Source organism: Streptomyces sp. YIM 130001 (genome assembly GCF_003574445.1).
Lineage (GTDB): Bacteria > Actinomycetota > Actinomycetes > Streptomycetales > Streptomycetaceae > Streptomyces.
The window spans coordinates 342113-367911 of record NZ_KZ984555.1 but is presented as its reverse complement, the minus strand read 5'-3'; the positions used below and the strand labels follow the sequence as shown (position 1 = coordinate 367911).

Sequence of the window (25799 nt, the reverse complement as noted above, 5' to 3'; positions counted from 1 at the left end):
CAGAAAATCATTGCCGAGCGGTTGACGCAAGGGCATGTTTCCAGCAATCTCCAAGCATGAAATCGGCAGAGGAGAAGGATTCATTCCTTCAGGGCCCGAAATACCTGCACGTCGCGAAGCGGCTGCGGGCGAACGTCGAGAACGGCCTGTGGGCCCCCGGAACTCAGCTCCCCGTCGAGCGGGAACTCGCCGACACGCTCGCCGTCAGCGTCAACACTCTGCGGCGTGCGGTCGGTCAACTGGTCGCCGAGGGCATCGTCCAGCGACGTCAGGGCGCCGGCACCTTCGTCGCCCCGGAGCCCGCGCCGCCCGCGGAGCCGGAGAGCGCACCGACGGGCCGCCGGCTCGTGGGCGTACTCGTGCCGTCGACGACGTACTACTATCCGCGCGTCGTCGAGGGCATCCAGCGTGTTCTGCGGGACGCCGGAGTGGGTGTCGTCCTCGCCTCCTCGAAATACGAACTCGACGTGGAACAGGACGAGTTGCAGGCCATGCGCGACAGTGGCGTGCAAGGACTCCTCTTCGTTCCGAACCTGCACCTGATGAGCGACCCGCAGGGATACGTGGACGGGCTGCGCGAACTCCCGCTCCCGTACGTCCTGGTGGAGCGCCGGCCGCCGGCCCCGGAGCCGGACGATCCGACCTCGTGGGTGGGCACCGACCATGCGGGCGGCGTCTGTCTCGCGGTGCGCCACCTGCGCGGACTCGGCCACCGGCGCATCGGCCACCTCGGCAGACTGCGCACCGGCACCGCCGAGCACGTGGCGCGGGGGTTCGACGACGCGGCGGCACTGCTCGGCGTCGACGTGGTGGACGGCGCGGTCGCCCACCGCGAGGTGTGGGGCGCCGCGGAGATCACCGCGTACGTCCGGCACTGCGCCGAGGCGGGCGTCACCGCCGTGTTCTGCCACGGCGACCGGGACGCGGCCGCCCTCGTGGTCGAGGCCCGGCGCCAAGGCCTCGCCGTACCACGCGACTTCGCGGTCGTGGCGTACGACGACGAGGTCGCGGAGGTCGGCGACGTGCCGCTCACCGCGGTCTCGCCGCCGAAGTCCGAGGTGGGCGCACTGGCGGCGCAACTCCTGCTGGGCCTCCTGGACTCGGGCGGCGATGCGCCGAGCCATCGGGTGGAGATCCAGCCCCGGCTCGTGGTCCGCGCCTCGTGCGGCGCGGGACGGGGAGTGGCTTCGTCCTCGCGTACGGCCGCGATTCGGGTCTGACGGTGCGGTCGATGGGGTGGGCCGCCTTGAACGGACGGGCCGGCGGGCCGGGTGGTCCGGGCTGTCCGGGTGGTCCGGCGGGTCGGCGTGAGAGCCCGGCTTTACGCGACGGTCCTTGACGACCGGTTCCACGGGGCGGCCCGGTGACTGCAATCTCCGTCTCCGTCTCCGTCTCCGTCACCATCGCCCCCACCACCCTCAGCGCACCGCCTCCGCCTCTGTCGGACGCTCTGCCGGCACCGCACCCCCTCCGATCGGCGCCCCGTCGATCGGCATCTCCTCGACCGGTCACCCGCCGGTCGGCACCTCTTCCACCCTTCGGCCTTCAGCCGATCGGCACTCCCCGGCCGGCCCTGCACCGGCCCGCACATCCCCGGTCGACTCTGCACCGGCCCCCACTTCTCGGTCGGCGCCCCGCCGGCCCGCACATCCTCGGGCGGCTGCACCGGCCCGCACTTCTTCGGTCGGCCCGCACCGACCCGTACCTCTTCGACAGGAGACATGCATGAGCAGCGCCCCGGTCAACCGCCGGTTCCGCATCGGCCTGATCGGCGCGGGGAGCGTCGGCGCCGCCCACATCCGGGCGGCAGCGGACGCGGACGACTACGAGATCGCCGCGATCTGCGACCCCCGGAGCTCCGCGGCCCGCAAGCTGGCACCCGCCGGGCTGCCCGTCTTCGCCGACCACCGCGCGATGTTCGCGAAAGTGCAGCTGGACGCGGTGGTCGTGGCGGCCCCGCACGCACTGCACACCGCCATGGTCACGGAGGCCGCCGAAGCCGGTCTGCACGTCCTGGTGGAGAAGCCGATGGCGACCACCGTCGAGGACTGCACCAGGATGATCGACGCCTGCGCGAAGGCCGGCACTCTGCTCGCCGTCGCGCACGTGGTCCACTTCGACCCGGTGGCCGAGGAGGCCCGGCGGATCGTCGCCTCGGGTGAGTACGGCCGCCCGGTGCTCGTCACCCACCGCCGTTCCGCCCACTACGACCCGGGCTCGCGACCGTCCTGGTTCTTCGACCGGGAGCTGGCCGGCGGCGGCATCGTCCTCAACGTCGGCACCCACGGACTCGACCGCATCCAGTGGTTCACCGGATCACCGGTCCGCCGCGTCACCGGCGTCGTGCACGGCCGCGAGGGCCTCCAGATCGAGACCGACGCGCTCGCCCTGCTCGAACTCGCCGACGGCACCAGCGCATCCGTCTCCCTGATCAGCCGCGGCGCTCCCTACTACGACGAGACCGAGGTGGTGATGGACTCGGCCACCCTGCGGGTGTCCGGGACCGAAGGCCTCTTCCTGCTCCGCGGCGGCACCTCCACCCGCCTGCGCGGTGCCGACCCCGACCGCCAACAGCACGCATTGCGAGCTCAGTTGGACGGTTTCGTCGCTGCCGTCCGCGGTGAGCCCGGCGCGCATCACGTGGGCGCCGACTACGGCCGGTCGGTGGTCGCCGCCGCGCTGGCCGTGTACGAGTCGGCGGCTGCCGGAGGCGCCCGGATCGACCTGGTCACGGACGGGGTGACCGTATGAATCACCCCCAACCTGGTCACGGACGGGGTGACCGTATGAAGCACCCCGTCAGCCGCCCCACGAACCCCCGCGCGTTCAGCACCCTCGGCTGCCCCGGAGCGGATCTCGACGAGGTGACCCGCCTCGCCGGGGCCGGCCCCACCTCTGGCGTCGAGCTCCGTTGTGCACCAGGGCAGTTGGCCTACCCGGGAATGCCGGACGGAGAGGTCGACGCACTCCGCACCGGCCTGGCCGCGGCGGGCCTGCACCTCGTCTGCCTGGCCTCCTACGTCCAGGTGGCCGCCGACCGCACGGACGTGACCGAGAACCTGGCCGAGCACCTGCGCCTCGCCGCCGGGCTCGGTGCCCCCGCCGTCCGCGTCTTCGGCGGCGGCGCAGACCGGCCGGACGGCCGGCGCGACCGTGCGATCCGGGCCCTGGCCTCGGTCACCGGACTGGCCGGGCAGCTCGGTGTGGACGTACTCCTGGAGACCCACGACGAGTTCCTCACCGGCGCACAGATCGCCGACGTCCTCGAGGCCGTCGGCGCGCCTGAGGCCGGCGCGGTCTGGGACGCGGTCAACCCGTGGCGCGCGGGGGAGGCCCCGGAGCGCACGGCCGCCCTGCTCGCCCCGTGGCTCCGGCACGTACAGCTCAAGGATGTCGGGGCACCCACCGACCTGCGTCCCGTGCTGCCCGGCCAGGGTGTGCTCCCGCTGGCCGACGTGGTCGGGCACCTCCACCGGCTCGGCTACGAGGGCTGGATCAGCCTGGAGTGGGAGCGCGCCTGGTACCCCGAGGCGGCCCCGCTCGATCGGGCGCTCGCCGCCTTCCACCAGGTACTCGACGGCCTCGAGCCACCCGCGGACACCCCGCGCACTGGGTCGTCCCCCGCGGGCGCCGGTCCCACCACGGCCGCCGGCCGACCGGCAGATCCCACCGGTCCGGGCGACCCGATCACCCCGACGCACCCGTCCAGCCCCACCCGTCCGACCGGCCCGACAGCCGGTCCCTGAGATTCGCCGAACTCGCCCGCGAGATACCCAACTCGGCCCCGAGAGCAGCGAACTCACCTCCCGAAGTCCCGAGTCCCCAACTCGCCCCGTAGGGCAGCGAACACACCCCCCCAGGTCCCGAACTTCCCTACGAGAGTCCCCCTTTCGCCCTTGAGATTCCCGACCGTCCTTGAGATTCCCGACCGTCCCTGAGAGTCCCGAAGAGGTTGCCGATGCTCTCCCCGTACTCCGCCCACCCGTCCCGCACCGCCGGCGGCTGTCATGACTAGCCGCCCACCGAGCAGGCGCGGCGTCCTCGCCGCCGGTCTGTGGACCGCCCTCGCCGGCGCCGGTGTGACGTCCTGCGCCGACTCGTCGTCCGGCGGGAACGACCCAGACGGCCCCGTGACCTTCTGGTCCGCGCTGCGCGGCAGCGACACCCTGGTGGCCAAGTGGAACGCCATCCACCCCGACGACCCCATCGCCTACTCGCCGATGACCTCGGGCCTCGCCGGCGGCAACGCCAAGATCTCCAACGCGGCCCGCGCCGGCAACGCCCCGGACATCGTCACCATCGTCGACGCCGACCTGCCGTCCTTCGCCATCGACGGCGTCTGCGCCGACCTCACCGACCTGGTCACCCCGCGCCTGCGCACCCAACTCGGCCCGCAGGCCTGGACGAACGGCAAACTGGACGACCGGGTCTACGGAATCCCCCTGGACCTCGGCCCCATGCTGCTCGCCTACCGCACCGACATCCTCGAGTCCCACCGCATCGAAGTGCCCACCACCTGGGACGAGTTCCGCGAGGCGGCCCGGCAGCTCAAGCGGCAGTCCGGCATCCACCTGACCAGCTTCCATCCCAACGCGTACAACGTGCTGGCCGGGCACACCATGCAGAGCGGCGGACAATGGTTCGCCATCGAGGACGACAGCTGGGTCGTGGACTTCCTCGACTCGCCCACCCGCCGCGTCGCCGACTACTGGCAGGGCCTGATCGACGAGGACCTGCTGCTCGTCGCACCCGGCAGCAGCCAGGAGTGGCTCTCCGCGATGGCCCGCGGCAAGGTGGCGGCCCACCTCGTCGGACCCTGGGGACTCGCGGCCCTGGCCTCATCGGTGCCCGGCACCTCGGGCCGCTGGCGCGTCGCCCCGCTGCCGCAGTGGGACACCGGCCAGCCGGTCCTCGGCACCGACGGCGTCTCCCTGCACGCCATCACCGCCGACAGCCCGCGCAAGGAGCGCGCCATGCGCTTCCTCGACTGGATGTCCACGTCCCCCGAGGCGATCACCGCCCGTCTCTCCGGCGGCCGTTCGAGCCTCTTCCCCGCGGCCGAGGCCCAAGTCGACGCCGCATCAAGGCAGTTCAAGACGGACTTCTACGACGGCCAGGACCTGTACGACCTGGTGACGGAGCAGGCCCGACTGCTGCGCACCGGCTGGACCTGGGGTCCCCGTATGCAAGCCACCGCCACGTCCCTGCACAACGGCCTGGCCCGGCTCTCGTACGGCACGAAGATCACCGAAGCGCTGCGCACGGCTCAGGCCGAGACTCTGCCCGACATGCGCAGCCTGGGCCTGAAGGTGAGGCAGTCATGAGCGCATCCAGCGCATCCAGCGCATCCAGCGCATCCAGCGCATCCAGTGCGTCCGACGCGTCGCGCACCGCCCGCGCATCCCGGACCCCCGACGCATCACGTAAGTCCGCCGCTTCCCGGGCCGCCGGCACTGCGAGCGCTCCCGGCGCCCGCGCCAACCGCCCGCGCCGGCCGCAGCGGCAGGCCGTCGGAGTCCTGCTCGGCCCCTTCACCGTGCTCCTGCTCGCCGTCTTCCTCATCCCGGTGCTCTACGCGATCAGGCTGAGCTTCTTCTCCGAGTCCCACAGCGGCCTCGGCTTCGGAAACGCGCACACCACCTTCGTCGGGCTGCGCAACTACCTGGCCGTGCTCGACGACCCCAGCTTCGTGAGCGGTGTCGTCACCACACTCGTCTACGCACTGGTGTTCATCCCGCTGGTGCTGGCCGGCGCGCTGGTCCTCGCGCTGCTCTTCGACTCGGGCCTGATCCGGGCCCGTCAGCTGAGCCAGACCGTGCTGTTCGTGCCGCACGCCGTGCCCGGCATCATCGCCACCGTCATCTGGCTCTACCTCTACACACCCGGCATCTCGCCCGTACTCGACGTACTGAGCAAGGGCGATATCGAGGTGAACTTCCTCGGCCTGCAGATGCTGATCCCGTCCCTGGTCAACATCGCACTGTGGAGCGGCCTCGGCTACACCGCCGTCATCTTCTTCGCCGCACTGCGCGCCATCCCCCGCGAACTCGTCGAAGCGGCCCAGGTCGACGGCGCCGGCCCGGTTCGCACCGCCCTGACCATCAAGGTGCCCATGATCCGCGGCACGCTCTCCACCGTCGCCATCTTCACCACGATCGCCGCGCTCCAGCTGTTCACCGAGCCGATGCTGCTGAGCCGTGCGACCCCGCTCGTCGGCCCCCGCTACACGCCGAACATGTACATCTTCGACGCCGCCTTCACCCGGAACAATTACGGCCTGGCGTCCGCCGCCTCGGTTCTGCTGCTGATCGTGTGCTGCGCCCTGTCCTACGTCGTGACGCGCGGCACGGCCCGCGCCGGACGCCGTGACACCGCATCGAGGAAGGACCGCCGCTCGTGAGTACCGCCTCCCCCTCAGCACCGCGCCAGTACGGCCGGGTCGTGGCGAACGTCGTGGTCGGCGTCAGTGTGCTGTATGCGCTGCTGCCCCTGCTGTGGCTGCTGCTCGCCTCCACCGTGGACGCCGAGGCCCTCTTCGCCTCGGACTTCTTCGACCTGTCCAACTTCGCGTTCATCGACAACATCCGCGCCCTCCTCGCCCAGGACGACGGCGCGTACCTCACCTGGTACGGCAACAGCCTGCTGTACGCCGTCGGCGGCGCCGCGGTCGGTGCGCTGGTCAGCACCGCCGCCGGGTACGTCTTCGACAAGTTCGAATTCGCGGGCAAGCGGGCGCTGTTCGCCCTCATCCTGATCTCGGTGATGGTGCCGGCCACCGTGCTCGCCCTGCCGCTGTATCTGCTCGCCTCCGACATCGGGCTGGCGAACACGGTGTGGGCGGTCCTGATCCCGGTCCTGTTCAACCCCTTCGGCGTGTACCTGGCGCGGATGTTCTCCGCGTCCTACGTACCGAACGAGGTCCTGGAGGCCGCCCGCGTCGACGGCGCGAACGAACTGCGCAGCTTCTTCTCCGTCGGCCTGCGGATGCTCGCCCCCGGCTACGTGACGATCTTCCTCTTCCAGCTGACCGCGATCTGGAACAACTTCTTCCTGCCGTTGGTGATGCTCAACGACACCTCCCTCTACCCCCTCAGCCTCGGCCTCTACAGCTGGAACTCCACCGCACCCATCAATCCCGACTACTACCCCCTGATGGTCATCGGCTCCCTCCTCGCCCTGCTCCCCCTGGTCATCGCCTTCCTCTTCCTCCAGCGCTACTGGCGCTCGGGCCTCACGGCGGGGAGCGTGAAGTGACGCAGTGAGGGGCGGCGATCGGGCGCTCCCGGCCGTGCGCCACCGGCTCAGGTGGAGGTGATGGAGGGGTACCCCGCTCGGGAGAGCGCCGCGGCGGCACTCGTGAACGGATCGGCGGGGAGGCCGGGTTCGCGAGTGCCGCCGCGGGTCGAGAGGGGGTTGATCACAACCCGCAGGTGGGCGCCGACCAGGACTGGCCGCCGCCGCCCGCGACGTGGGTGTGGTCGTCGTGGCCGGGGTAGCCGGGGCCGAGGATCTCGCCGAAGCCGTGGTTGCGGGCCTGCAGGGCGAGGGCGCAGAAGCCCTGGGAACCGGCCCCCAGGTCGGCGGCGTGACCGTACATGTGGCGGCTGTTGGGGGCGCCGCCCACGTTGTCGTTGCAGGCCTTGCTGCGGAAGCCGCCGTTGACCTGGATCGGCTTGTCGCCCATGGCGTGCCGCATGGCCTGCAGCTTCCACATGGTGACCAGGGCGTTGGACTTCGCGGTGGCCGCGCTGACCTGGCCGCCCGACCAGTCGGAGTTGCAGTTGTTGAGCTCGCCGTAGTCGAAGTTGACCGGTGAGCAGTCGTCGTCCTGCAGCTCGTAGATCTTGGCGAAGGTGGAGTCGCCCGCGACGCCGTCCGCGCCGAGGCCGTACGCCGACTGGAAGCGCTGCACCGCGGCCTTGGTGGCCGGGCCGAACTCGCCGTCCACGGCGATGTCGCCGCCGGACTCCGGATAGCCGGCGACCCGGATCTGCAGCTGCCGCACCGCCTCGCCGGACGAGCCCTCCTGGAGGGCGCCGCTCCAGGTGTAGCAGCCGTCTGCTGCCGCCGAGTTCGAGGCCGCGGGAGCGGCGGCGGGGGTCTGCTCGGGGGACGCGGACGCCGGTACGGCGAAGGCCAGGCCGAAGGTGGCCGCGGCGGACACCAGGAGGGTGGCGGAGCGTCTGGTGGTCGTACGTGAAGTCATGTGGGGGAGACCTTCGCTCGGGTGTGGGGGACGGGCTGCGGTCGGGTGCGCGGGCCGTGGCGCGGTCATCGCCCGGTCCTCGCGGTCAGGCATCGGAGCCTCGCGAGAGGGTCGGGGTTTGTCAATGACGCGCACGTCAACTCAGTACTCGCTGGAGCGAGTTGAGGAGTTGCGTCGGTGACGGCCCGGGGTGGGCGCGACGGACTTCCGGCGGGTCGGCGGCGTGCGCGGTCGTACGTGTGGCGTTTGCGGATGCGGGGCCGCCCCGGCCGGGTACCAGGTGCGGTACTGCCCCGTTCGACCCGCTCGACCTGCTCGACCTGCTCGGCCCGTTCGACCCGTTCGGCCCGCTCAGCCCACGTCCGGCCCCACAGCCCGAAGTACCGGCACACGAGCCGCCGTTCGGCCCGGGAGCACGGCGGCGAGCACGCCGATCGCGGCCGCCGCCGCGCAGAACAACAGCAGCCGTTCCCAGGGCAGTTCGACCGGCGCGCCCTCCTGGCCCGCAACCGCGGCGATCCCGAGCACGGTTCCGGAGACCACCCCGAGTGCGGCGCCGAGGACGGAGATCAGCATCGATTCCAGGCGGAGGATCGCGGCGACCCGGCCGCGTTCGAGGCCGATGGCGCGCAGCAGACCGATCTCACGTACCCGCTCGAAGACCGCCATCGCCATGGTGTTGACCACGCCCAGCGAACCGATCAGGACGGCGACGCTCAGCAGCGCGTACACGATGTCGAGCAGTGGCTCGAACGGCCGCGCGGCCTCCCGCCCCGCCTCCGCGCGGTCCTGGACGAGCAGGGCCGGATTGTCGAGCGTGCGGCGGATGTCGTCGGTGAGCGCCGCGGTGCGGCCCGGCGCGGCGGCCACCAGCAACGAGTCGATACGCGGACCCAGTCCGTCCGGGCCGGCCGCTACCCGCGGCAGGGCGCCGTCCGGCACCAGGGCGGGCCCGACCGCCTCCGGCCCGTCGTAGACCGCGACGACGGGCAGCGCGAACTTCGCGTCCTTGCCCCCGGCGCCCGCCGAACCGGTCCCGTCGACCGCCCCCTCGACCCGCGTCCCCAGCCGCCAGCCGTGCGCCGCCAACTCCTGCCGCGTGACGGCGATCCCGCGGTCGAGCCGGTCGAGGGAGCCCTCGAGGACGGTGAGGCCGGTCGTCCGCTGGACCGTCCGGGGATCGACACCGACGGCCTGGAGATGACCGCCGCCGCGCAGACTCACCAGTGCGGAGACGGCCGGGGTGACGGCCTCCGTGTCCGGCAGGCGCGCGATGCGCTCCGCGGTGCCCTCGCCGATCTCGGCGTAGTCGACGGGCTTGACCTGCAGATCCGACGCCATCGCCTGCCCGGCCTCGCGTTCGGCGGCCCGGCCGAGCGAGGCGGCACCCACCGTCGCCGCACTGACCAGCGCGAGACCGATCATCAAGGTGGCCGCGGTGGCGGCCGTACGGCGCGGATTGCGGCGCGCGTTCAGGACGGCGAGCGTGCCGTGCACGCCCGCGAGGCGGGTCAGCGGCCGGCGGATCAGACGGGTCATGCCGAGGGTGATCACCGGGGTGAGGAGGACGAGCCCCAGCAGCAGTACGGCCCCGGCCACCGTCACCACCCCCGGGTCGTCCGAACCGGACGCCGTCTCGGTGAGCAGCGCGCCGAGTGCGGTGACCGCGGCGCCCACGAGGTTGCGGCGCCGCAGCGAGGCAGGCTCCGGCGGCTCGTCGGTGCGCAGGGCCGCGACCGGCGCCACGGCTGCCGCGCGCCGGGCCGGCACGTACGCGGCGACCAGGGTCGTGACGATGCCCACCGCGAAGGCGGCGGCTGCCGGCAGCGGCGCGGTGAACCGCAGCGGGACGCCCGGCCCGTCCGTGGCGCCGAAGAAGTGCCCGAGCAGCCCGGCCACCCCGAAGCCGAGCAGATGACCGACCGCGGCGGCGACCGCCCCGACCAGCAGGGCCTCGGTCAGGACGAGCCGCAGCACGTACCCGCGGGTCGCGCCCACCACCCGTAGCAGGGCGTGCTCCCGGGCACGCGCCGCACTGAGCATCGTGAACGTGTTGGCGATCAGGAAGGTGGCCACGAGCAGCGCCACGGCACCGAAGCTCAGCAGGATGCCGGTCAGCTTGTCCTGGTCCCCTTGCGCACCCGCGCTGCTCTCCGCGTCGAGCGACTGCCGCGTGACGGCCCGCAGCCCGTCGGGGAGCACCGACTGCACACCCCGGGCGAGCCGCTCCTGTGCGGCGGGGTCCGGTGCCGCGCCCGATCCGCTCGCGGCGAGCGAGTCCCGCGTCGACACGGTGAGATCGGTGTACATGCCGGGCCCCGGCGCGAAGTGCCGCTGCGCGGAGGCGGTGTCGAACAGGGTCAGTGTGCCGCCCGACACCAGATGCGGGTCGTGCGCGGTCACGATGCCGACCAGGCGGGCCGTACGGGCCTGGCCGCCCACCACGATCCGCACCCGGTCGCCGACCCGCTGCCCGGTGCGGGCGGCGGTGTGCTCGTCGAACGCCACCTCACCCGCACTGCGCGGCCCCCGCCCGTCGGCCAGCGGATGACGCGGATCGCGGCCGTCCCGCAGCGGTGCGTAGTTGGCGCCGACCGCCGACTCGCGCGCTCCCACCAGCTCACCGCCGGAACCGACGACGAACGAGGTGCCCTCCGCCGTACCCCGCACCGCCGCCGCTCCCGCCACGGAGCCGACGCGCTCCCGCAGCCGGTCGTCGAGCGGCGGCGGTGCGCCGTCCCCGGAATCCTCGGCGGCCCCGGGGTCCGGCTGGACGGCCACGGCCACATCGGCCCGGGTCCCGTGCTGCGCCTGCGTGAGCGCCGCACGGACGGAATCGGTGTAGAGCAGCGAGCCGGAGGTGCAGGCCACCCCGAGCACGACGGCGAGCGCGGGCAGCAGAAAGCGGAGTCGGTGGGCGGTCAGGGAGCGCACGGCGGTACGGAGCATCGGCAGCTTCCGGGGTCGGAGAGGGGACTCTCGGAGCGAGCACGCACAGGGCGAGCCCCAGGAAGAGGGCTCACGGAGAGCGGACTCACGAAGAGCGGGCAGGGGAATCGTCCGTCGGCAGGCGGGCCCCGCGGATCAGCCGTACTGCCGACCCCGTACGGCCCCGGCCGCCGTCCCGGTCGGCCGAAAGGACGAGGTGGGGCCGCGCGGGCAGCCCGTAACGTGAGGTGGCATGAGCCGTCCGTTCCAGGCCCGCCCCACCCTGCGTCAGGCGCTGTACGCACTCGGGGGAGCCGTCGTCCTCGCCCTGCTGGTCTTCGAGGGAATCCAGACCCACTACCTGCCCACGACCGTGGCCTCCGTGGCCACGGGAGTGCTCTGCGTCGTGGCGCTCCTGGTCCGCCCCGCGCGGCTGCCCGTCGCGGCGACGGTCGCGGTGGGCGCCTCGCTCGCGTTCACCGTCGTCACCATGAACCTCACCCACCGGCCGGAAGCCACTCCGGGCCTGACCGAGGCGTGCGCGCTGCTCCTCGTGGTCACCCGCTGCGCCCGGCACCTGCCGCTGCTGCGGGCGACGGCCCTGGTGGTGTCCGCGGGCTTCGCCGCCGGCTTCCTGCTGCTGCGGACCGAGGCGGCGCAGTGGGTGGACGTGGCCACCTTCGTCGCACCGCTGGTGTTCTTCGGGGACATCCTGGCGCTCGTCCTCGGCCTGTACCTGCGCCAGTCGGACACCCTGCGGGCCCGGCGGCGCACCGCCGACCTGCAGGAGCAACGGCTCGAGTACGCAAGGGAGTTGCACGACTTCGTGGCGCACCACGTGACCGCGATCGTCGCGCAGACCAAGGCCGTACGGTTCGCCACGGCCGGCGGGCACGCGCCGCCGGCCGCGGACCTGGACGCCATGCTGGCCAGCATCGAGGCGTCCGGTTCGGAGGCGATGACCTCGATGCGGAGCATGGTCTCGGTGCTGCGCGAACCGGCCGGGTCCGCCGAGACCCGGCCGGGCGGCACGCTCGCGCCGCTGCGCCCGCTGGTCGCGGACTTCTCCCGGCACGGCCCGACGGCCGAACTCACTCTCGACCCGCGCCTCGCCGACCGCGCGCTCGCCCCGCAGATCACCACCAGCGTGCACCGCCTCGTCCAGGAGTCCCTCACCAACATCCGTAAGCACGGGGTCGCCGTGGGCAAGGTCGTCGTCGACGTACGCCTGAGCCGGGAGCAGCCGGACCGGCTCGAGGCCTTCGTCGCGGACGACGGCCGGGGCGCCGGCCAGAGCTCGTCCCGGGGCGGCGGCTACGGACTGCTCGGCCTCACCGAACGGATCGAGGCGGCCGGCGGCAGCCTCGAAGCCGGCCGCGGCGAGGCGGGCGGCTGGCGGGTGGCGGCCGTACTGCCCCTGGGTGATGCGCGGGTGGAGGCCGGCGCTTGAGCGGTGCGGGGGAGGGCGCCCCGGGCATGCGGCCGGTGTCCGCCGCCCCGCCCGGGCCTGCCACCATGGACGGCATGACGATCCGGGTGCTCATCGCCGACGACCAGGAGATGATCAGGTCCGCGTACCGCATGATCCTCGACTCCCAGCCCGACATCCAGGTCGTCGCGGACGCCGCCGACGGCACCACCGCCGTCGCCCTCGCGCGTGAACTCCGCCCGGACGTCTGCCTGTTGGATATCCGGATGCCCGGACTCGACGGTCTGCAGGCCACCCGGGAACTGGCCGGGCCCGAGGTGCGCGACCCGCTGCACGTGGTGATCGCCACCACCTTCGACCTGGACGAGTACGTCTACCGCGCACTGCGCAACGGCGCCTGCGGATTCCTCCTCAAGGACGGCTCCCCGGCCCTGCTGGCCGAGGCCGTCCGTGCGGCGTCCCAGGGCGCATCCCTGATCTCCCCGTCCGTCACGGTCCGCCTGCTGCAGCACATGACGGGCGGCGGCGCGCACCCCGCCCCGGCCGCCGCGCCCGCCCGGCCCGCCCCGAACCCGCCGCACCCCGCCGACCCGCTCACGGACCGGGAACTCGACGTCGTACGCCGGGTGGCCCGCGGCCGTACCAACGACGAGATCGCCACCGACCTCTACGTCACGCTCTCCACGGTGAAGACCCACCTGGGCAACGTGCAGCGCAAACTGGACGCCCGCAATCGCGTCGAGATCGCCGCCTGGGCGTGGGAGAACGGAGTGTGTGCCGCGCCCTGAACCGGCGCGCGGCACACACTCCCGTCCGAGCCGCTCAGGCGGAGACCGTCTCCGTCAGCCGCCCGTCGGCGCTCGAGCGTCCGGCCGTCAGGACGTACGAACCCGGCTTGTACGCCCAGGAGTTGGCGTCCTCGTCCCACACCTCGAAGGAACGGCGCGGGAGTTCGACGACCACCTCGGCCGTCTCACCCGGACCGGCCGTGACGCCCGCGAACGCGGCGAGCCGGCGGGCCGGACGGGATGCGTCGGGTTCCGAGGGGGCCAGGTACAGCTGGACGACCTCGCGGCCGGTCCTGCTGCCGGTGTTGCGGACGCGGACGGTGGCCGTCGTACCGGTCACTTCGAGCGCCTCGTACGCCCAGTCCGTGTAGCCGAGGCCGTGCCCGAACGGGTACGCGGGCGTGGCGCCGGACCGGTCCCAGGCCCGGTAGCCGATGAACAGGTCCTCGTCGTAGGGGAGTCGGCCGTCGGCGGGGGTCACCTTGGTGACCGGGGCGTCCGCGAGCGAACCCCAGGTGGTGGGCAGCCGCCCGCCCGGCTCCTCGGCGCCGAGCAGGACGTCGGCGAGCGCGTCACCGCCTTCCTGGCCGGGGAACCAGCTGAGCAGTACGGCAGCCACATCGTCCCGCCAGGGCAGCTCCACCGGCGAACCGGAGTTGACGACCACCACGGTGTTCGGGTTGGCGGCGGCCACCGCCTGCACCAACTCGTCCTGGCGGCCCGGGAGTCGGAGGTCGGTGCGGTCGAATCCCTCGGACTCCACGCGCTCGGTGGTGGCGACCACGACGACGGCGACCTCCGCCGTGCGCGCGGCCTCGGCGGCCTCCGCGATCAGTTCGTCGGGGTCGCGCCGCGGTCCGAGGTGCATGAAGCTGAACACCACGGCGGGCAGCGGCGTGGGCACCGACCGGTCGATCGGGTGCATCAGTGAGATCTCGACGGGCTCGCCGGCGGTGAGCGTGGCCGTGCCCCGCTCCGCGGGCGACCCGAAGAACGCCTCGAACGGATCGGACTCGGAGCCCATCGACTGCACACCGTCGTAGAGCACCCGGCCGTCGACGCTCAGGGTGAACGCGCCGAGGCCGCGGGTGCCGAAGCTGTGCTCGCCGCTGTCGCGCGGCGTGAACGTGCCCTTGATCTCGACGCTGTGCAGCGTCTCGTGGGTCACCCCGGCGGGCAGGTCGTCGCCCATCCACTGGACGTGGCCGCTCGGCAGCGGGCCTTCGCCGAGGACGTTGCCCTCGAGGTCGCGGCAGACCGCGTGCAGCTCGAACCCCTTGTCGGCGGCGGCGAGTTCATCACTCGGGTCGGCGCCGACGGCGTACGTCAGGGAGCCCTCGGGCAGCGCGGCGGTCAGTCCGTCGAGCGGGGAGACGACGTGGTCGGGGAAGACGGTGGCGGAGCCGCCGCCGAGCACGCGGGCGTCCCGCGCCGCGGCCCCGATCAGCGCGATCCGGGCACCCGAACTCAACGGAAGAGCACCGGAGTTGTGTACGAGGACGAAGGAGCGGCGGGCGATCTCGCGGGCCAGCGCCTCGCCGTCGACCGCCGCGGGCAGTTCGGTGACGACCGGCTCGGCGCCCGCCAGGATGCCGACCCGGGCGGCCAGCCGCAGGACGTTGCGCACCGCCGTGTCCACCTCGGACTCCTCGACCTCGCCGGCCCGGACGGCTGCGGCGAGCGGTTCGCCGTAGACCGTCCTGGGACCGGGCATGGCCGCGTCCAGGCCGCCCTTGATACTGCCGACCGTCGAGCGGGCGGCCATCCAGTCGGAGACGTTGAATCCGTCGAAGCCCCACTCGCCGCGCAGGACCTCGTTCACCAGGTAGCGGTGCTCGGTCATCGTGGTGCCGTTGACCTGGTTGTAGGCGGTCATGATGCCCCACGGGTGGGCGTTCGCCACGATGGCCTCGAAGGGTGCCAAGTACAGCTCGCGCAGGGCCCGTTCGGAGAGCAGGTTGTCCACCGTGAAGCGGTCGGTCTCGGCGTCGTTGGCCACGAAGTGCTTGACCGTGGTGCCGACTCCGCCGGACTGGACGCCCTGCACATAGCCGCTGCCGACGACCCCGGTCAGGTACGGGTCTTCGCTGTACGCCTCGAAATGCCGGCCACCGAGCGGTGAGCGGTGCAGGTTCACGGTCGGCGCGAGCAGTACATGCACACCCTTGCGGCGGGCCTCCTGGGCGAGCAGTGTGCCGGCCCGGCGGGCCAGGTCCTGGTCCCAGGTGGCGGCGATCGCGGTCGGTGAGGGCAGGGCGATCGACGGGTCGGCTGCGGTCCAGCGCACTCCGCGCACGCCGATCGGGCCGTCGGACATCACCAGGGACTCCAGGCCGATCTCCGGGATCGCCGGCAGTGACCACATGTCCTGACCGCCGAGCAGCCGGGCCTTGGTGTCGAGGTCGAGCTTGCCGAGCGCCGCCTCGACCGCCGCCTCACGGGCCGCGTCCGCGGCCGCGTTCCCGCTCCTGCTGTCGCCGTCCGCCTGGTACGCCATTGCCGGCACCTCCTGATACGGGGTCTGAGTGCCTCCATCCTGCACCCGTTACCTGGCGATCGGTAGGTTTCGTTATATTGGCGTTATATTCGAGCCCTCGAGGCGTCCTCGGCCTGTCGTACGGTGACGGGATGAGCAGCCGTACGGTGACCGCATGAGCGGCAGCAGAACCGCCAGGAGCGAGGAACGCCGCGCCGGCATCCTGCGCGCCGCCCTCGAAGTCATCGCCGAACGCGGCTACCGCGGCGCCAGCCTGGCGGCCGTCGCCGAACGGGTCGGCCTCACCCAGCAGGGGCTGCTGCACCACTTCCCCACCAAGGAGGCGCTGCTCGTCGCCGTCCTCGAGGAACGCGACCAGTGGGACGCCGTCCCCAGCAGCGAATGGCGCCTCGACCTGCTCGGCTCCCTGGTGGAGTACAACGCCATGCGCCCCGGCATCGTGCAGACCTTCTCGGCCCTGCTCGGCGAATCGGTGACCGAGGGCCACCCGGCCCGCGACTTCTTCACCCACCGCTACGACGGCGTGCGGGCCTCCATGGCCCGGGTGCTGCGCGCCGAGTACGGCGACCGGCTGCCCGGCGGGCTGACTCCCGAACGGGCGGCGCCGCTCATGGTGGCGGTGATGGACGGACTGCAGTACCAGTGGCTGCTCGACCCGGACACCGTGGACATGCCGAAGGCTTTCCGCGACTTCCTCGGCCTGCTGGAAGGCGGGGCGCCGGACAGCGGGCCTGCGCAGAGCGGGGCCCCCGGGGGTGGGGACGCGTAACGCGGCGGTCCGTGGTGGCCCTTCGGCACGTCCAGGTCCGGCGCTTCAGAGGAGGCGTACGCCGCGGCGGGCGAGATAGGCGACCGGGTCCACATCGGATCCGTAGCCGCGCTGCGAACGGATCTCCAGGTGCAGATGCGGGCCCGTGGCCCGACCGGTGCTGCCGCTGTCCGCGATACGCGCACCGGCCTTGATCGTCGCGCCGTAGCGGGTGCGGACGCGGCTGAGGTGGCCGTAGACCGCGTAGTGCCCGCCCGCCATGCGGACGGTGACCGCGTTGCCGTAGTCGCCGGACCATCCGGCGAGGACCACGGTGCCGCCGCCCGCCGCGTAGACCGGGGTGCCGGTGGGGACGGCCAGGTCGATGCCCGTGTGGTGGCCCGCGACCCAGTTGCCCTTGATGCCGTAGCGCGCGGAGACGCGGTACTGGCGCCGCAACGGCTTCGCGAACACACCGGGCAGACCGGCACGCTGCGCGTTCGCTCCGTCGTCCGGCAGCCGGGAGTCGGCCGCCTCCAGCGCGTCCTCGAAGTCCTCGTCGTAGCCGACGAAGCACGGTTCGCCGGACTCGGCGGCTGCGCCGGACTCGGTGTGGATGTGGGTGTGGGCGTGGCCGGGTGCCTGCGCCCGGGTGCTTCGGGTGGCGGCGACGGCGCTGGGCGCCGCGGCTATGGACAGGGCCCCGCCGACCAGTGCCGCGGTCACGCCGAGAGCGCCGCGCCGGGTGGTGACCGGCTCCTGCGGGTGTACGTCCGGGTGGTGTGCCGGGCGGACCGACTGACGCTCCGCCGAGTCTTCCGTGGATGAGTTCATGTCCGTCAGGACACCCGCGTCGGCGGCCGATTGCATGCCCGGATGGGCCGATCGGAGGGTGTTCCGGGGCCGTACGGGGCCGGTTGGGGACCCGTATTTCTGCCCGAACGGCGGTCGAACGGCGCACGCATCAGCAGGTGGGAGGGCTGCCCGGGCCGTGGCCACTCGAACAGGAGGAGCCGCAGCGGGATATCGGCGCCGGTTTGAGCCGATCCGGCGTCAGCGGGGCCTGTACGGGCGAGTGCTGTGCGGTGCGGTGCCTTCGGGGGTTCGTGTCGGGTGGTGGGATCGCACCTGGCGTCCGGTGCCGGCGGTCTCAGGCGTGGCGGCGGCGCAGTGCGCGGACGCGGGCGGTCTCGGCCGCCGTGAGGTTGGGGTCCTCGAGCCGGCGCTCCGAGGCGGCGGCCAGGCCGGTCCGCGGGTCGACGCCACAGGTGCCGGCCATGGCGCGCAGCAGCGCGCGGATCATCAGCCGCTCGTGCGGCGGCAGCACCAGGCCGCGCAGGATGACGACGGTCATGGCCACGTCGACCTCGGGGCGGCCGAGGCGGCAGTTGGTCCAGTCGACGATCCTGGGGCCGGCTTCCGTGAGGATGACGTTCTCCGGGTGCAGATCGAGGTGCAGTACCCGCTCGCCGCCGCCGCTCCCCTCGAGCCGGCGGAGTCCGCCCGGATCGGTGAGTGCGTGCAGGTCCCTGTGCAGGCGGCCCAGCATCGCGCCGTACGTCAGAGCTCTCCACGGTCTGCTGTGCAGCGCCTCGCTCATGGTCGGCCCGTACAGCCGCTCCATGACCAGGTCGGCGCCGTCCACCTCGTGCACCAGCGGCACCGGACAGCCCTGCCCGGCCAGCCGCCGAAGCAGCTGCCCCTCGCCGGCTGCCGAGCGCCCGTCCCGGTAGCGGCGCAGGACGCGGTGCGCGTCCAGGGCGTACACATCGGCTTCGCGCCCCTGCCCGATCAGCTCCAACGCTCACTCCCCGGTGGCTGCCGTTTCCCACCCTCGAGCATGGACCACGGCCTGCCGCAGTGCGGGTAGTGGGTGGATCGCCCCGCATCGGGGCAACGTAGCGGTGCCGGCGCTGGCATGCTGAGGCGTACGCGGGGTGGGGCTCATGTCCTGACGGGGGGTTCGGCGGATGACGCAGGATGCGGCGCGGCTACTGGACGATTCCGCGCCCGGCTGGGAGGGGCGGCCGCCCGATCGGCTCAAGTTGCGGCGAGCGCTGCGCGGTTGGGCTCGTGACCCGGACACCGACGGTTTCCCTGTCTGCTGGGAGCGACTGCACTCGGCCCTCGGCTCCGGTCTCTACGGCCAACTCGCGGCAGTACTGAGGGACTTGCTCTCCACCCAGGTGAGTGGGGAGTTCTGCCGCCGGCTTCTGGAGGTCGTGCCGGGGGCGTCGGCGGAGGATCGGCAGGGGCACGAGGAGCTGCTCGTCGTGCTGCGGCCCATGCTCGGGACGCACGGACTGGAGGACCACCCGGCGGCGACGCGTGCGACGAGCTCGACGGGTGGGACGGGTGCGACGGGTGTGACGGGCGGGGTCGAGGCGGTGCCTGCGCCCCGCGGTGGAGTCTCGCGCCGGGGTTCCGTGTCCCGGGTAGTGGCCCCTGGGGGGCGCCGGGAGGCGGGTGATGCCCCCGCCGGACCGTCGCGGTCCGCCCGTACGGGCGGCTATGCGCCGTCGCCGGACCGGGCGGCTCTGGACGACGTGTTCGCGGGTGCGGCACGGCAGTTGGGGGAGCGCAGGGGCGGTGCACTGCTCGTCGCCCGGCGGGCGGTGGAGGGGTTGGCCCACGGCGACCGGGAGGCCGTGGCGCAGGCGCTGCGTGTGGTCCGGGACGACCCCGAGCTCGGGGACAGCGGCGTCGGCAAGGCCGTCCGCCTGGTCGCGGCCGCCGTCGATCCCGGCCACCCGGGGGCCGACACCTGGGCCGTCGAGGGGGCCCGGGAACTTCTGCGGCGGTACGGGCAGCGGTGGCCCGACTACTCGCCGGTCGGGGTGCGTCCGCTGCTCGGGGCGGCTGCTCGTACCGACCCCGGGTTGTTCGGGGAGCTGATGGCGGCGGGGGAGCACGCGGACTGGCAGGACTGGCCGGGGCCCGCCGGTGTCCACGGGCTGTGGACCGCCGTGGCGCGCGGACACCTGAAGGCCGCTCTGGGCGCCGCTTCCGAGGGGGACACTGCGCGGGCCGGGGGTCTGATCGAGGAGGCGGAGGCGGTGTTCGCGCGGCTGCGGGGTGATGACGGGGCGGCGGCGTGGACTGGTCCCGCGGCAGCCGCCGGTGCCGAGGACCCGGCAGCGGATGACGGGGCGCCCGGGCCGTCCGGGGCATCCGAGGCATCCGGGGCATCCGGGTCGTCCGCCCCTTCCCGGCCTTCGGGGGCTTCCGAGCCGTCCGAGGTGGAGCAGCTCGAGCGCTTCGCCGTGCGGTTGCGGGCGCACCTGGCGGAGCAGCTCGCGGGCGAGGCGTACGGCCACCTCGAGCAGGCAGGCGAGACGCGCCCCTGGAGCGCCGAAGCTGTGCGGCTGTGGGCAGGGGCTCCGGGCGGGCACCACCATCACCTGGCGGTCGCGCATCACGCCCGCGCCTACGAACTGGAGGCCGGCGACCGGGCAGGCGACGAGGCGCTCGACGAGTGGCGTGCGGCGCTGCGGCACTGGGCGGAGGTGTACCGGGACGACGCGTTCTGGACCGAGTTGCACCGCGTACTGGAGCGGGCGGCCGGCTCCCCGGTGGCGCGGGACACCGTCGACGCCGTACGCAACCGACTGCCCCGGGACCTCCTCGCCCCGCATCTCACGCTCGCCGTGCGGGCGCAGGCGAGAGATCCGCGCCGCGCCCGCGACCATCTGGCACTCGTCGTCACCTCGGGGTTCCCCGAGCCCGAAGTCGACGCCGTACGACGGGCATTCGCCGCCGATGCCGTGCGTGCCGCCGAGGAGGCGGTGCTGCGCCACGAATACGACACCGCCTCCGCGGCACTGGCGCCCCCGCTGGACGCGGACCCCGCGAACCCCGAACTCCTGCGCGCCCGACTGATCGTGCTGCGGCACCGGACCGAGCAGGAGTGGTTCGCCCGAGGGCCCGGCGATGTTCTGTCGTCGCTGGTGTCCCGGATGGGTGATCTCGCGCAGCGGCTCGGTCCGCAACCGGGCCGGCACGGCCGCGAACTCCTTGCGGAGCTGGCCCGGTTCGAGTTCTGGCGGGCCATGGAACTGCAGGCGCGTTACGCCCGTGCCCCGCACCGGCTCGAGGTCGCCGATCGCGCCGTCGAAGCCGCCGACCGCGCGAACGCCCTCGACCCCGCGCTGCGCAGGACTCCCAAGTACGGGATTCTCGACGACCTGTCGACGGGCGTACTGGCCCGGTCCGCACGCGCGGCGGCGGCCCTGGGACTGCCGGATACGGAGGTGCGCGACCGCATCCGACGGGCCCAGGAGGCAGGCACGCCGGACGTCACGGCGTGCTGCGCGCTTGTCGCCGCACTGCTCGACCTGGACCGGCGGACGCCTGGTGCTGCCGGTTCGCCGGGCCGACGGGTGGAGGACGAACTCGCCCTGGTCCGGCGGGTGGAGGACGAACTCGCGTCGGCCTGGCGCTTGTTGGTGCAGGCCCGCGATGCTGTACAGGGTGGGCCGGGGCCGCCGGGCACGCCTCTCGGCCCCGATGCGGTGAACGGGCCTGCCTGGTCGGGCCGGTCGGAGGAGGACCGGGGGAACCGTGCCGAAGTGGCCCGGCTCGGAGGCGTTCTGTGGGCCCGCTTCGTCACCCGCTCACTGCCGATGCCGCAGCCGGTACCACCGGAATGGACTCCCCACGGGGAGAGTTGACCCCCACGCCGGAACCCGCACCCGCACCTGAACGTGAACCCGCACCCGCACCCGAACGTGAACCCGCACCCGCAAGCACCAGACCGACCCCGCAGCCCCCGGGTTCCGAGTACCGAGGAGTGGAGGACATGCTGTCGCCCGACGAGCACGACAATCCCTGGCAGTGGCAGGACGGCCACAACCCGTACCTCCGCACGCCGTTGCAGATCCTGGGCCTCGCCGCGGGCACGCCTGGGCGCTCTGCCGTACGTTCCGCCGCCCGGCGCAGACGTCTGCGAGCCGAACGCGGCGGCGACCGCTTCCCCTTGTTCGGCCGCCCGGTCGAGGCGGTGGAGGTGAACACGGCCGAGCAGGAACTCATCACCCCCACGGGCCGCCTCCTCGCCGAACTCCGCACCCACCGCCCGCCGGCCGCGTCACGCGAGGCCGATCTTGCCCACCGACTCACGGAACTCACCGCAGAGTTCGAGCACATCGGTCGTACCGCGGAAGCCGGCGCGGACGGTGCCGAGGTTCCCGGCACGGGGCGCGCGACGGAACCGGGCGGGGGCGCTTCGACCGCCCCCGCCGCCGAGGCATGCGTACTCGCCCGCCCCGAGGCCCTGCTCGGCTGGCTCCCGGTCCGACCGGCTCCGGCCGCGCGAAGGACCGGTGAGAGCCGATGAGTTCACCTCGTGACGGCGGCCCGGCGCGGGCACGCTCGCGCCCGCTGCGCGTACGCACCCGCCTCGTCCCGCCCCGGCCGCCGCGCATCACCGAACGGGAGCGCCCCCTGCCGCAGGACGAACCGCCGCTGCCCCAGCGCCTCGTACACCAGCTCCTGGCCGCCGCGGGGCGGGAACGCGAGGCGGCACGCGAGCAGGCCAGGGCACGGTCAGGCGCGGAGCGCGAGCGGTACGCGCGGCTCGCCGCGGATGTGGCCGCCGCCCTCCACGAACTGCGCGGCTGCCTCGCCGCGGACGGCACGCCGGAGGCCGGTTCCGTACCCCTGCGGGCCGTGACCCGCCGTTTCGCGGCGGCGCTCGCGCAGGCCGGTGTCCAGGTGGACGACCCGCGGGGCAGTCCTTACGCCGACGTGGCCAGGCGGGTCGACGTGGGCTACGCCCCACCCGCCTCCGACACCACCGACCTCATCGTGAGCCGCACCGTACGACCGGGAGTACTCCTCCACGACGGCACCCGAGTACACCGGGCCCAGGTCCTCCTCGAAGCCCGACCCCACGACCCGGCCCCCGAACCCCCGCACGCGTCTCCGGACCTCCCGCATTCCCCTCCCGACGTCCCGCGCGCGTCCCCCGAGCCCCCGCACCCGCCTGCCGAGCCGCCGCGCTCGGAAGTCGAGGCCCGCCCGGATCCCAAAGCCCGTCCGGCGATTGAGGACACCTGAGACGTGCACGGAGAAGAATCCGACGCTCGGACGCACACGTAGAAGAATCCGACGCCCCGGACGCACCCCCGTCGACGACCCGACACGTCCGAAAGCCCCCGGCACCGGCACACACCCCCAAGGCGCCCCCGCCAGACCCCGTCGAAAGGAGACCGACCGATGAGCAGCCTCGTCGTCGGGATCGACCTGGGTACCACCAACAGCTGCGTGGCCGTCCCCGCCCAGGCCGCCGTGCCCGACAAGGAGCGCCTGATCGCGGAAGGAAGACTGCGCCCGGTCGGCGACGCACTGGTCGTCGTACCTCCGGACGGATCGCCGACCGTGCCGTCCGCCGTATGGGTCGGCCCGGACGGTGACGTACAGGTCGGACTGCTCGCCAAGCACCGGGCGCGGATGCAGGGCGCGCCGCCCGCGATGTTCTTCAAGCGGAGCATGGGCACGGACCAGCGATTCACCGCGGGGCACGCCGAGTTGACGCCGGTCGAGGCTTCCACCGCGGTGCTCCGGCACCTGCGCGCGATCGCCGAGGACGTGCTCGGCGTCCCCGTCGAACGGGCCGTGGTCACCGTCCCCGCGTTCTTCGAGACCCGCTCGAAGAACGACACCACCAGAGCCGGCGACGCGGCCGGCCTCGAGGTCGTCGAAACCCTCATCGAACCTGTCGCGGCCGCCCTCGCCCACGGCGGAGACCAGGCGTCCGGTGCCGCGTCCGGAGCGGACGCCGCGCACGACGGCCCCCGCACCCTCCTCGTCTACGACCTGGGCGGCGGCACCTTCGACACCTCGGTGGTCACCCGGGACCCGGACGAGGGCTTCGAGCACCGCGCGTTCGGCGGCGACCGCTACCTCGGCGGCTACGACTTCGACCGAGCGGTCGTCTCCTGGATGAACGACCGGCTGCCCGCCTACGACCTCGCCTACGACCCCGACTCGCCCGCCGACGCCCGCAGTTACGCCTCACTCCTCTTCCTCGCCGAGGGCTGCAAGCAGGAGCTGTCACGGATGCCGGTCACCGAGATCGTCAGCCAGTACTGCGAGGACCGCAACGGCATCCCGATGAACCTCCATCTGCCCATGCAGCGCGGCGAGTTCGAGTCCGTCGTACGGCCGCATCTGCAGGCGGCTGCCGACCACTGCGAGCGCACCCTGCGGCAGGCCGGCCTCACACCCGCCGACGTGGACGAGATCGTCATGGTCGGCGGCTCCTCCCGGATCCCCCTCGCCGCCACACTGCTGCGTGAACGCTTCGGCCGCGAGCCGGTGTTGCTCCACCCGGACCTCGCCATCGCGGCTGGCGCGGCGCTGAAGGCCGCCGAGGCCACCGAACGCGGCACCTACCTCGAACTCGACCGGCCGGAGGCCGACGGCGAGATCGCCGACATCTCGGGACGCGTCCTGCCCGGGGAGCTGCTCCCCGACCCCGCCGGAGCGGCCGTACTGCTCGTCTCGGACGACGGCGTGCACCGGGTGGAGGAGACGGCGGGGCCGAACGGTTCGTTCCTCTTCCCGGACGTGCCGCTGACGCCCGGCGCCGAGAACGGCTTCACCGTACGGCTGATGCGGGACGGCCGCGCGATCGAGGCGCGCCGCGTGACGGTGACCGCGGCCACCGCCTCCGCGCCGGTCACCGGCGACGTCCTCGCGCACGACTTCTCCGTCGAACTGGCCGAGGGACTGCACCGCATCGTCGACTCGGGCGTACGCCTGCCGCATCGCACCGGCTTCCGCCTGCAGACCGCCACCCAGGGCTCGTACCTCTCCATCCGGCTCTACGAAGGGCTGATGCACATCGGATCCGTGGAGATCGCCGACGTACCGCGCAGCCTGCCGGTGGGCACCGATGTGGAGGTGTCGGTGACGTTCGAGGCGGGCTGGACGATCGAGGCCGAGGTGGCGATCCCGGCGATCGGCGCGGCCGCGACCGCCGTCATCGACATCCCGTTGCGTCGCATCCCGGCCTGGGACGACCTGCGCCGCGCGCACCGGGACGCCAAACAGGCATGGGCGGAACTGCACGACGGTCCCGGCCCGGGGACACCGAACGACAGCCCAGCGGCGGATGCCGGACCCGAGTCCGGCCGCCGGTCCGCCGACGGCGTGACCGCCCTCAACCGCCTGCTCGGCGAGACCGACGCGCTCCTCACCGAGGGCCAGGACCGAGCGAAGACCCACTACAAGATCATGGAGACCGAGACCCTGCTGCAGGGCCTGGCGCAGCAGCAGATGTGGGACCGGTCCCTCGACCCCTCACCGGCCGACTTCGAGACCGCACTTGCCGAGGCCAGGACCCTGGTCGCCGAACTCGCCCGCACCGACCCCGCCCGCGCCGAGAGCCACCGCTCGGAACTCGTCGACCTGGAGGCCGCGGCCCGTACCGCCCGCGCCGACCGGAACCGCTACGCCTGGCACCAGGCCTGCACCCGTCTCGACAGCCTGCGCCACGGAGCCCGCACGGACCTCGGCGGACCCGAGTCGGCCCGAAGCGCCGACAGCTTCACGGCGGACGAGATCGCCGGCTCGCTGCTCGCGGAACTCGAGCAGTTGCGCCGGTCGGTGCAGGAGGCCGACGAGGACTCCGGCCGGCGTCACCGCGCCGAGGCGGACGCCTTCACGGACCGCATCGGCGATGCGGTCGGCGACGTGGTGCAGCAGGCCGCCCGCGAGGACGACACGGACACCCGCCGCCGCCTGATCGGCATCTACAAGGAACGGATCGAGCCCCTGCACGCCCAGATCGGCCACTGGTTGCGCGGCCTGCGGCAGGCGGAGGGCGTCCAGGTCGTCCTGCCGCGCACCACTCCGCCGGGGCAGGGCAACTGATGCTGAGCTGCCCCCACTGCCGCAGCGCCCTGCCGGGACTGCCCGCCCGCTGCTACGCCTGCCGGGGCGACCTCGGCGCACTCCGGGACCTGCGCACCCTCGCGGACCGGCACTTCAACCAGGCGGTACGGGCGGCCCGTATCCGTGACTGGGGGACCGCCCGCGAACACCTCGCGGTCACCCTCCTCCTGAACCCCACCGACACGGAGGCCCGGTCCCTGCTGGCCAAGGTCCGCCACCACAACCGCTCCGCCCCTCGTCGGAGCGGTTCTCGACGGCGCCCGGGTTTTGGCCGCTGACCGATGCGTGTGCGAACCTCCGGACAG

19 protein-coding genes are annotated in these 25799 nt (G+C 73.1%); 14 read left to right on the top strand and 5 right to left on the bottom strand.

The annotated features are described in order from the left end of the window. Positions 1-56: 56 nt before the first annotated feature. The 6 genes from DSC45_RS17165 (at position 57) to DSC45_RS17140 (ending at position 7254) form a co-directional block, all read left to right on the top strand. Positions 57-1220 carry a GntR family transcriptional regulator gene (locus DSC45_RS17165; RefSeq protein WP_119291769.1) on the top strand — a complete coding sequence of 388 codons (1164 nt, stop codon included), beginning with the start codon at positions 57-59 and terminating at the stop codon, positions 1218-1220. Between the two features lie 505 nt (positions 1221-1725). Next, positions 1726-2751 (top strand): Gfo/Idh/MocA family protein, encoded by a 1026-nt coding sequence (locus DSC45_RS17160; RefSeq protein ID WP_119291767.1) that lies wholly within the window; start codon positions 1726-1728, stop codon positions 2749-2751. Between the two features lie 35 nt (positions 2752-2786). Further along, entirely contained in the window at positions 2787-3746 is a 960-nt protein-coding gene (locus DSC45_RS17155; RefSeq protein ID WP_119291765.1) for a sugar phosphate isomerase/epimerase family protein, read from the top strand. A 261-nt stretch (positions 3747-4007) separates the two neighbouring features. Then, positions 4008-5324, top strand: a complete 1317-nt coding sequence (locus DSC45_RS17150; RefSeq protein WP_119291763.1) for an ABC transporter substrate-binding protein — start codon at positions 4008-4010, stop codon at positions 5322-5324. Continuing rightward, positions 5321-6400, top strand: a complete 1080-nt coding sequence (locus DSC45_RS17145) for a carbohydrate ABC transporter permease (RefSeq protein ID WP_119291761.1) — start codon at positions 5321-5323, stop codon at positions 6398-6400. The genes DSC45_RS17150 and DSC45_RS17145 overlap by 4 nt, the downstream gene beginning before the upstream one ends. Then, positions 6397-7254, top strand: coding sequence for a carbohydrate ABC transporter permease (locus DSC45_RS17140; protein WP_162929250.1), 858 nt, complete (start codon positions 6397-6399; stop codon positions 7252-7254). Before DSC45_RS17145 ends, DSC45_RS17140 begins: the two co-directional genes overlap by 4 nt. Positions 7255-7417: 163 nt before the next feature. Here the strand turns inward: DSC45_RS17140 and DSC45_RS17135 are convergent, their stop codons facing one another. Both DSC45_RS17135 and DSC45_RS17130 read right to left on the bottom strand, forming a co-directional pair. Beyond that, positions 7418-8206 (bottom strand): D-Ala-D-Ala carboxypeptidase family metallohydrolase, encoded by a 789-nt coding sequence (locus DSC45_RS17135; RefSeq protein WP_119291759.1) that lies wholly within the window; start codon positions 8204-8206, stop codon positions 7418-7420. A gap of 351 nt (positions 8207-8557) precedes the next feature. Continuing rightward, on the bottom strand, positions 8558-11155 hold the full coding sequence (locus DSC45_RS17130; RefSeq protein ID WP_119291757.1) for an FtsX-like permease family protein: 2598 nt from the start codon (positions 11153-11155) through the stop codon (positions 8558-8560). 232 nt (positions 11156-11387) lie between these two features. On the opposite strand from DSC45_RS17130, the gene DSC45_RS17125 reads away from it, so the two are divergent. Both DSC45_RS17125 and DSC45_RS17120 read left to right on the top strand, forming a co-directional pair. Next, the gene (locus tag DSC45_RS17125) at positions 11388-12584 is read left to right on the top strand and encodes a sensor histidine kinase (RefSeq protein WP_119291756.1); all 1197 of its coding nucleotides are present in this window, start codon (positions 11388-11390) and stop codon (positions 12582-12584) included. A 74-nt stretch (positions 12585-12658) separates the two neighbouring features. Next, positions 12659-13351, top strand: coding sequence for a response regulator (locus tag DSC45_RS17120; protein ID WP_119291891.1), 693 nt, complete (start codon positions 12659-12661; stop codon positions 13349-13351). 34 nt (positions 13352-13385) lie between these two features. Here DSC45_RS17120 and DSC45_RS17115 read toward each other — a convergent pair whose 3' ends face one another. Continuing rightward, positions 13386-15848 carry a beta-glucosidase gene (locus DSC45_RS17115; protein WP_119291754.1) on the bottom strand — a complete coding sequence of 821 codons (2463 nt, stop codon included), beginning with the start codon at positions 15846-15848 and terminating at the stop codon, positions 13386-13388. A 154-nt stretch (positions 15849-16002) separates the two neighbouring features. Between DSC45_RS17115 and DSC45_RS17110 the strand changes: the two genes are divergently transcribed. After that, entirely contained in the window at positions 16003-16617 is a 615-nt protein-coding gene (locus DSC45_RS17110) for a TetR/AcrR family transcriptional regulator (protein ID WP_119291753.1), read from the top strand. A gap of 45 nt (positions 16618-16662) precedes the next feature. Here the strand turns inward: DSC45_RS17110 and DSC45_RS17105 are convergent, their stop codons facing one another. Together DSC45_RS17105 and DSC45_RS17100 are read right to left on the bottom strand one after the other, a co-directional pair. Next, on the bottom strand, positions 16663-17430 hold the full coding sequence (locus DSC45_RS17105; protein WP_119291889.1) for a M23 family metallopeptidase: 768 nt from the start codon (positions 17428-17430) through the stop codon (positions 16663-16665). 316 nt (positions 17431-17746) lie between these two features. Next, positions 17747-18397, bottom strand: coding sequence for a phosphotransferase (locus tag DSC45_RS17100; protein WP_119291751.1), 651 nt, complete (start codon positions 18395-18397; stop codon positions 17747-17749). A 169-nt stretch (positions 18398-18566) separates the two neighbouring features. Between DSC45_RS17100 and DSC45_RS17095 the strand changes: the two genes are divergently transcribed. The 5 genes from DSC45_RS17095 to DSC45_RS17075 all read left to right on the top strand — a co-directional run bounded on the left by DSC45_RS17095 (position 18567) and on the right by DSC45_RS17075 (position 25772). Further along, positions 18567-21266: a hypothetical protein gene (locus tag DSC45_RS17095; protein WP_119291750.1), complete on the top strand. Its 2700-nt coding sequence runs from the start codon at positions 18567-18569 to the stop codon at positions 21264-21266. Positions 21267-21394: 128 nt separating this feature from the next. Next, positions 21395-21931 (top strand): hypothetical protein, encoded by a 537-nt coding sequence (locus tag DSC45_RS17090; protein WP_119291748.1) that lies wholly within the window; start codon positions 21395-21397, stop codon positions 21929-21931. Continuing rightward, positions 21928-22653 (top strand): hypothetical protein, encoded by a 726-nt coding sequence (locus DSC45_RS17085; RefSeq protein ID WP_119291746.1) that lies wholly within the window; start codon positions 21928-21930, stop codon positions 22651-22653. The genes DSC45_RS17090 and DSC45_RS17085 overlap by 4 nt, the downstream gene beginning before the upstream one ends. 159 nt (positions 22654-22812) lie before the next feature. Further along, entirely contained in the window at positions 22813-25473 is a 2661-nt protein-coding gene (locus DSC45_RS17080; protein WP_119291744.1) for an Hsp70 family protein, read from the top strand. Continuing rightward, complete coding sequence (locus tag DSC45_RS17075) at positions 25473-25772, top strand: hypothetical protein (protein WP_119291742.1); 300 nt, start codon at positions 25473-25475, stop codon at positions 25770-25772. Before DSC45_RS17080 ends, DSC45_RS17075 begins: the two co-directional genes overlap by 1 nt. The last annotated feature ends 27 nt before the right edge of the window (positions 25773-25799 follow it).

What these genes read in the sequence shown, in the direction of transcription:
- DSC45_RS17165 (WP_119291769.1), top strand. Translation starts at nt 57, where the DNA reads ATGAAATCGGCAGAGGAGAAGGATTCATTCCTTCAGGGCCCGAAATAC.
- DSC45_RS17160 (WP_119291767.1), top strand. Translation starts at nt 1,726, where the DNA reads ATGAGCAGCGCCCCGGTCAACCGCCGGTTCCGCATCGGCCTGATCGGC.
- DSC45_RS17155 (WP_119291765.1), top strand. Translation starts at nt 2,787, where the DNA reads ATGAAGCACCCCGTCAGCCGCCCCACGAACCCCCGCGCGTTCAGCACC.
- DSC45_RS17150 (WP_119291763.1), top strand. Translation starts at nt 4,008, where the DNA reads ATGACTAGCCGCCCACCGAGCAGGCGCGGCGTCCTCGCCGCCGGTCTG.
- DSC45_RS17145 (WP_119291761.1), top strand. Translation starts at nt 5,321, where the DNA reads ATGAGCGCATCCAGCGCATCCAGCGCATCCAGCGCATCCAGCGCATCC.
- DSC45_RS17135 (WP_119291759.1), bottom strand. Translation starts at nt 8,206, where the DNA reads ATGACTTCACGTACGACCACCAGACGCTCCGCCACCCTCCTGGTGTCC.
- DSC45_RS17130 (WP_119291757.1), bottom strand. Translation starts at nt 11,155, where the DNA reads ATGCTCCGTACCGCCGTGCGCTCCCTGACCGCCCACCGACTCCGCTTT.
- DSC45_RS17125 (WP_119291756.1), top strand. Translation starts at nt 11,388, where the DNA reads ATGAGCCGTCCGTTCCAGGCCCGCCCCACCCTGCGTCAGGCGCTGTAC.
- DSC45_RS17120 (WP_119291891.1), top strand. Translation starts at nt 12,659, where the DNA reads ATGACGATCCGGGTGCTCATCGCCGACGACCAGGAGATGATCAGGTCC.
- DSC45_RS17115 (WP_119291754.1), bottom strand. Translation starts at nt 15,848, where the DNA reads ATGGCGTACCAGGCGGACGGCGACAGCAGGAGCGGGAACGCGGCCGCG.
- DSC45_RS17110 (WP_119291753.1), top strand. Translation starts at nt 16,003, where the DNA reads ATGAGCGGCAGCAGAACCGCCAGGAGCGAGGAACGCCGCGCCGGCATC.
- DSC45_RS17105 (WP_119291889.1), bottom strand. Translation starts at nt 17,430, where the DNA reads ATGAACTCATCCACGGAAGACTCGGCGGAGCGTCAGTCGGTCCGCCCG.
- DSC45_RS17095 (WP_119291750.1), top strand. Translation starts at nt 18,567, where the DNA reads ATGACGCAGGATGCGGCGCGGCTACTGGACGATTCCGCGCCCGGCTGG.
- DSC45_RS17090 (WP_119291748.1), top strand. Translation starts at nt 21,395, where the DNA reads ATGCTGTCGCCCGACGAGCACGACAATCCCTGGCAGTGGCAGGACGGC.
- DSC45_RS17085 (WP_119291746.1), top strand. Translation starts at nt 21,928, where the DNA reads ATGAGTTCACCTCGTGACGGCGGCCCGGCGCGGGCACGCTCGCGCCCG.
- DSC45_RS17080 (WP_119291744.1), top strand. Translation starts at nt 22,813, where the DNA reads ATGAGCAGCCTCGTCGTCGGGATCGACCTGGGTACCACCAACAGCTGC.
- DSC45_RS17075 (WP_119291742.1), top strand. Translation starts at nt 25,473, where the DNA reads ATGCTGAGCTGCCCCCACTGCCGCAGCGCCCTGCCGGGACTGCCCGCC.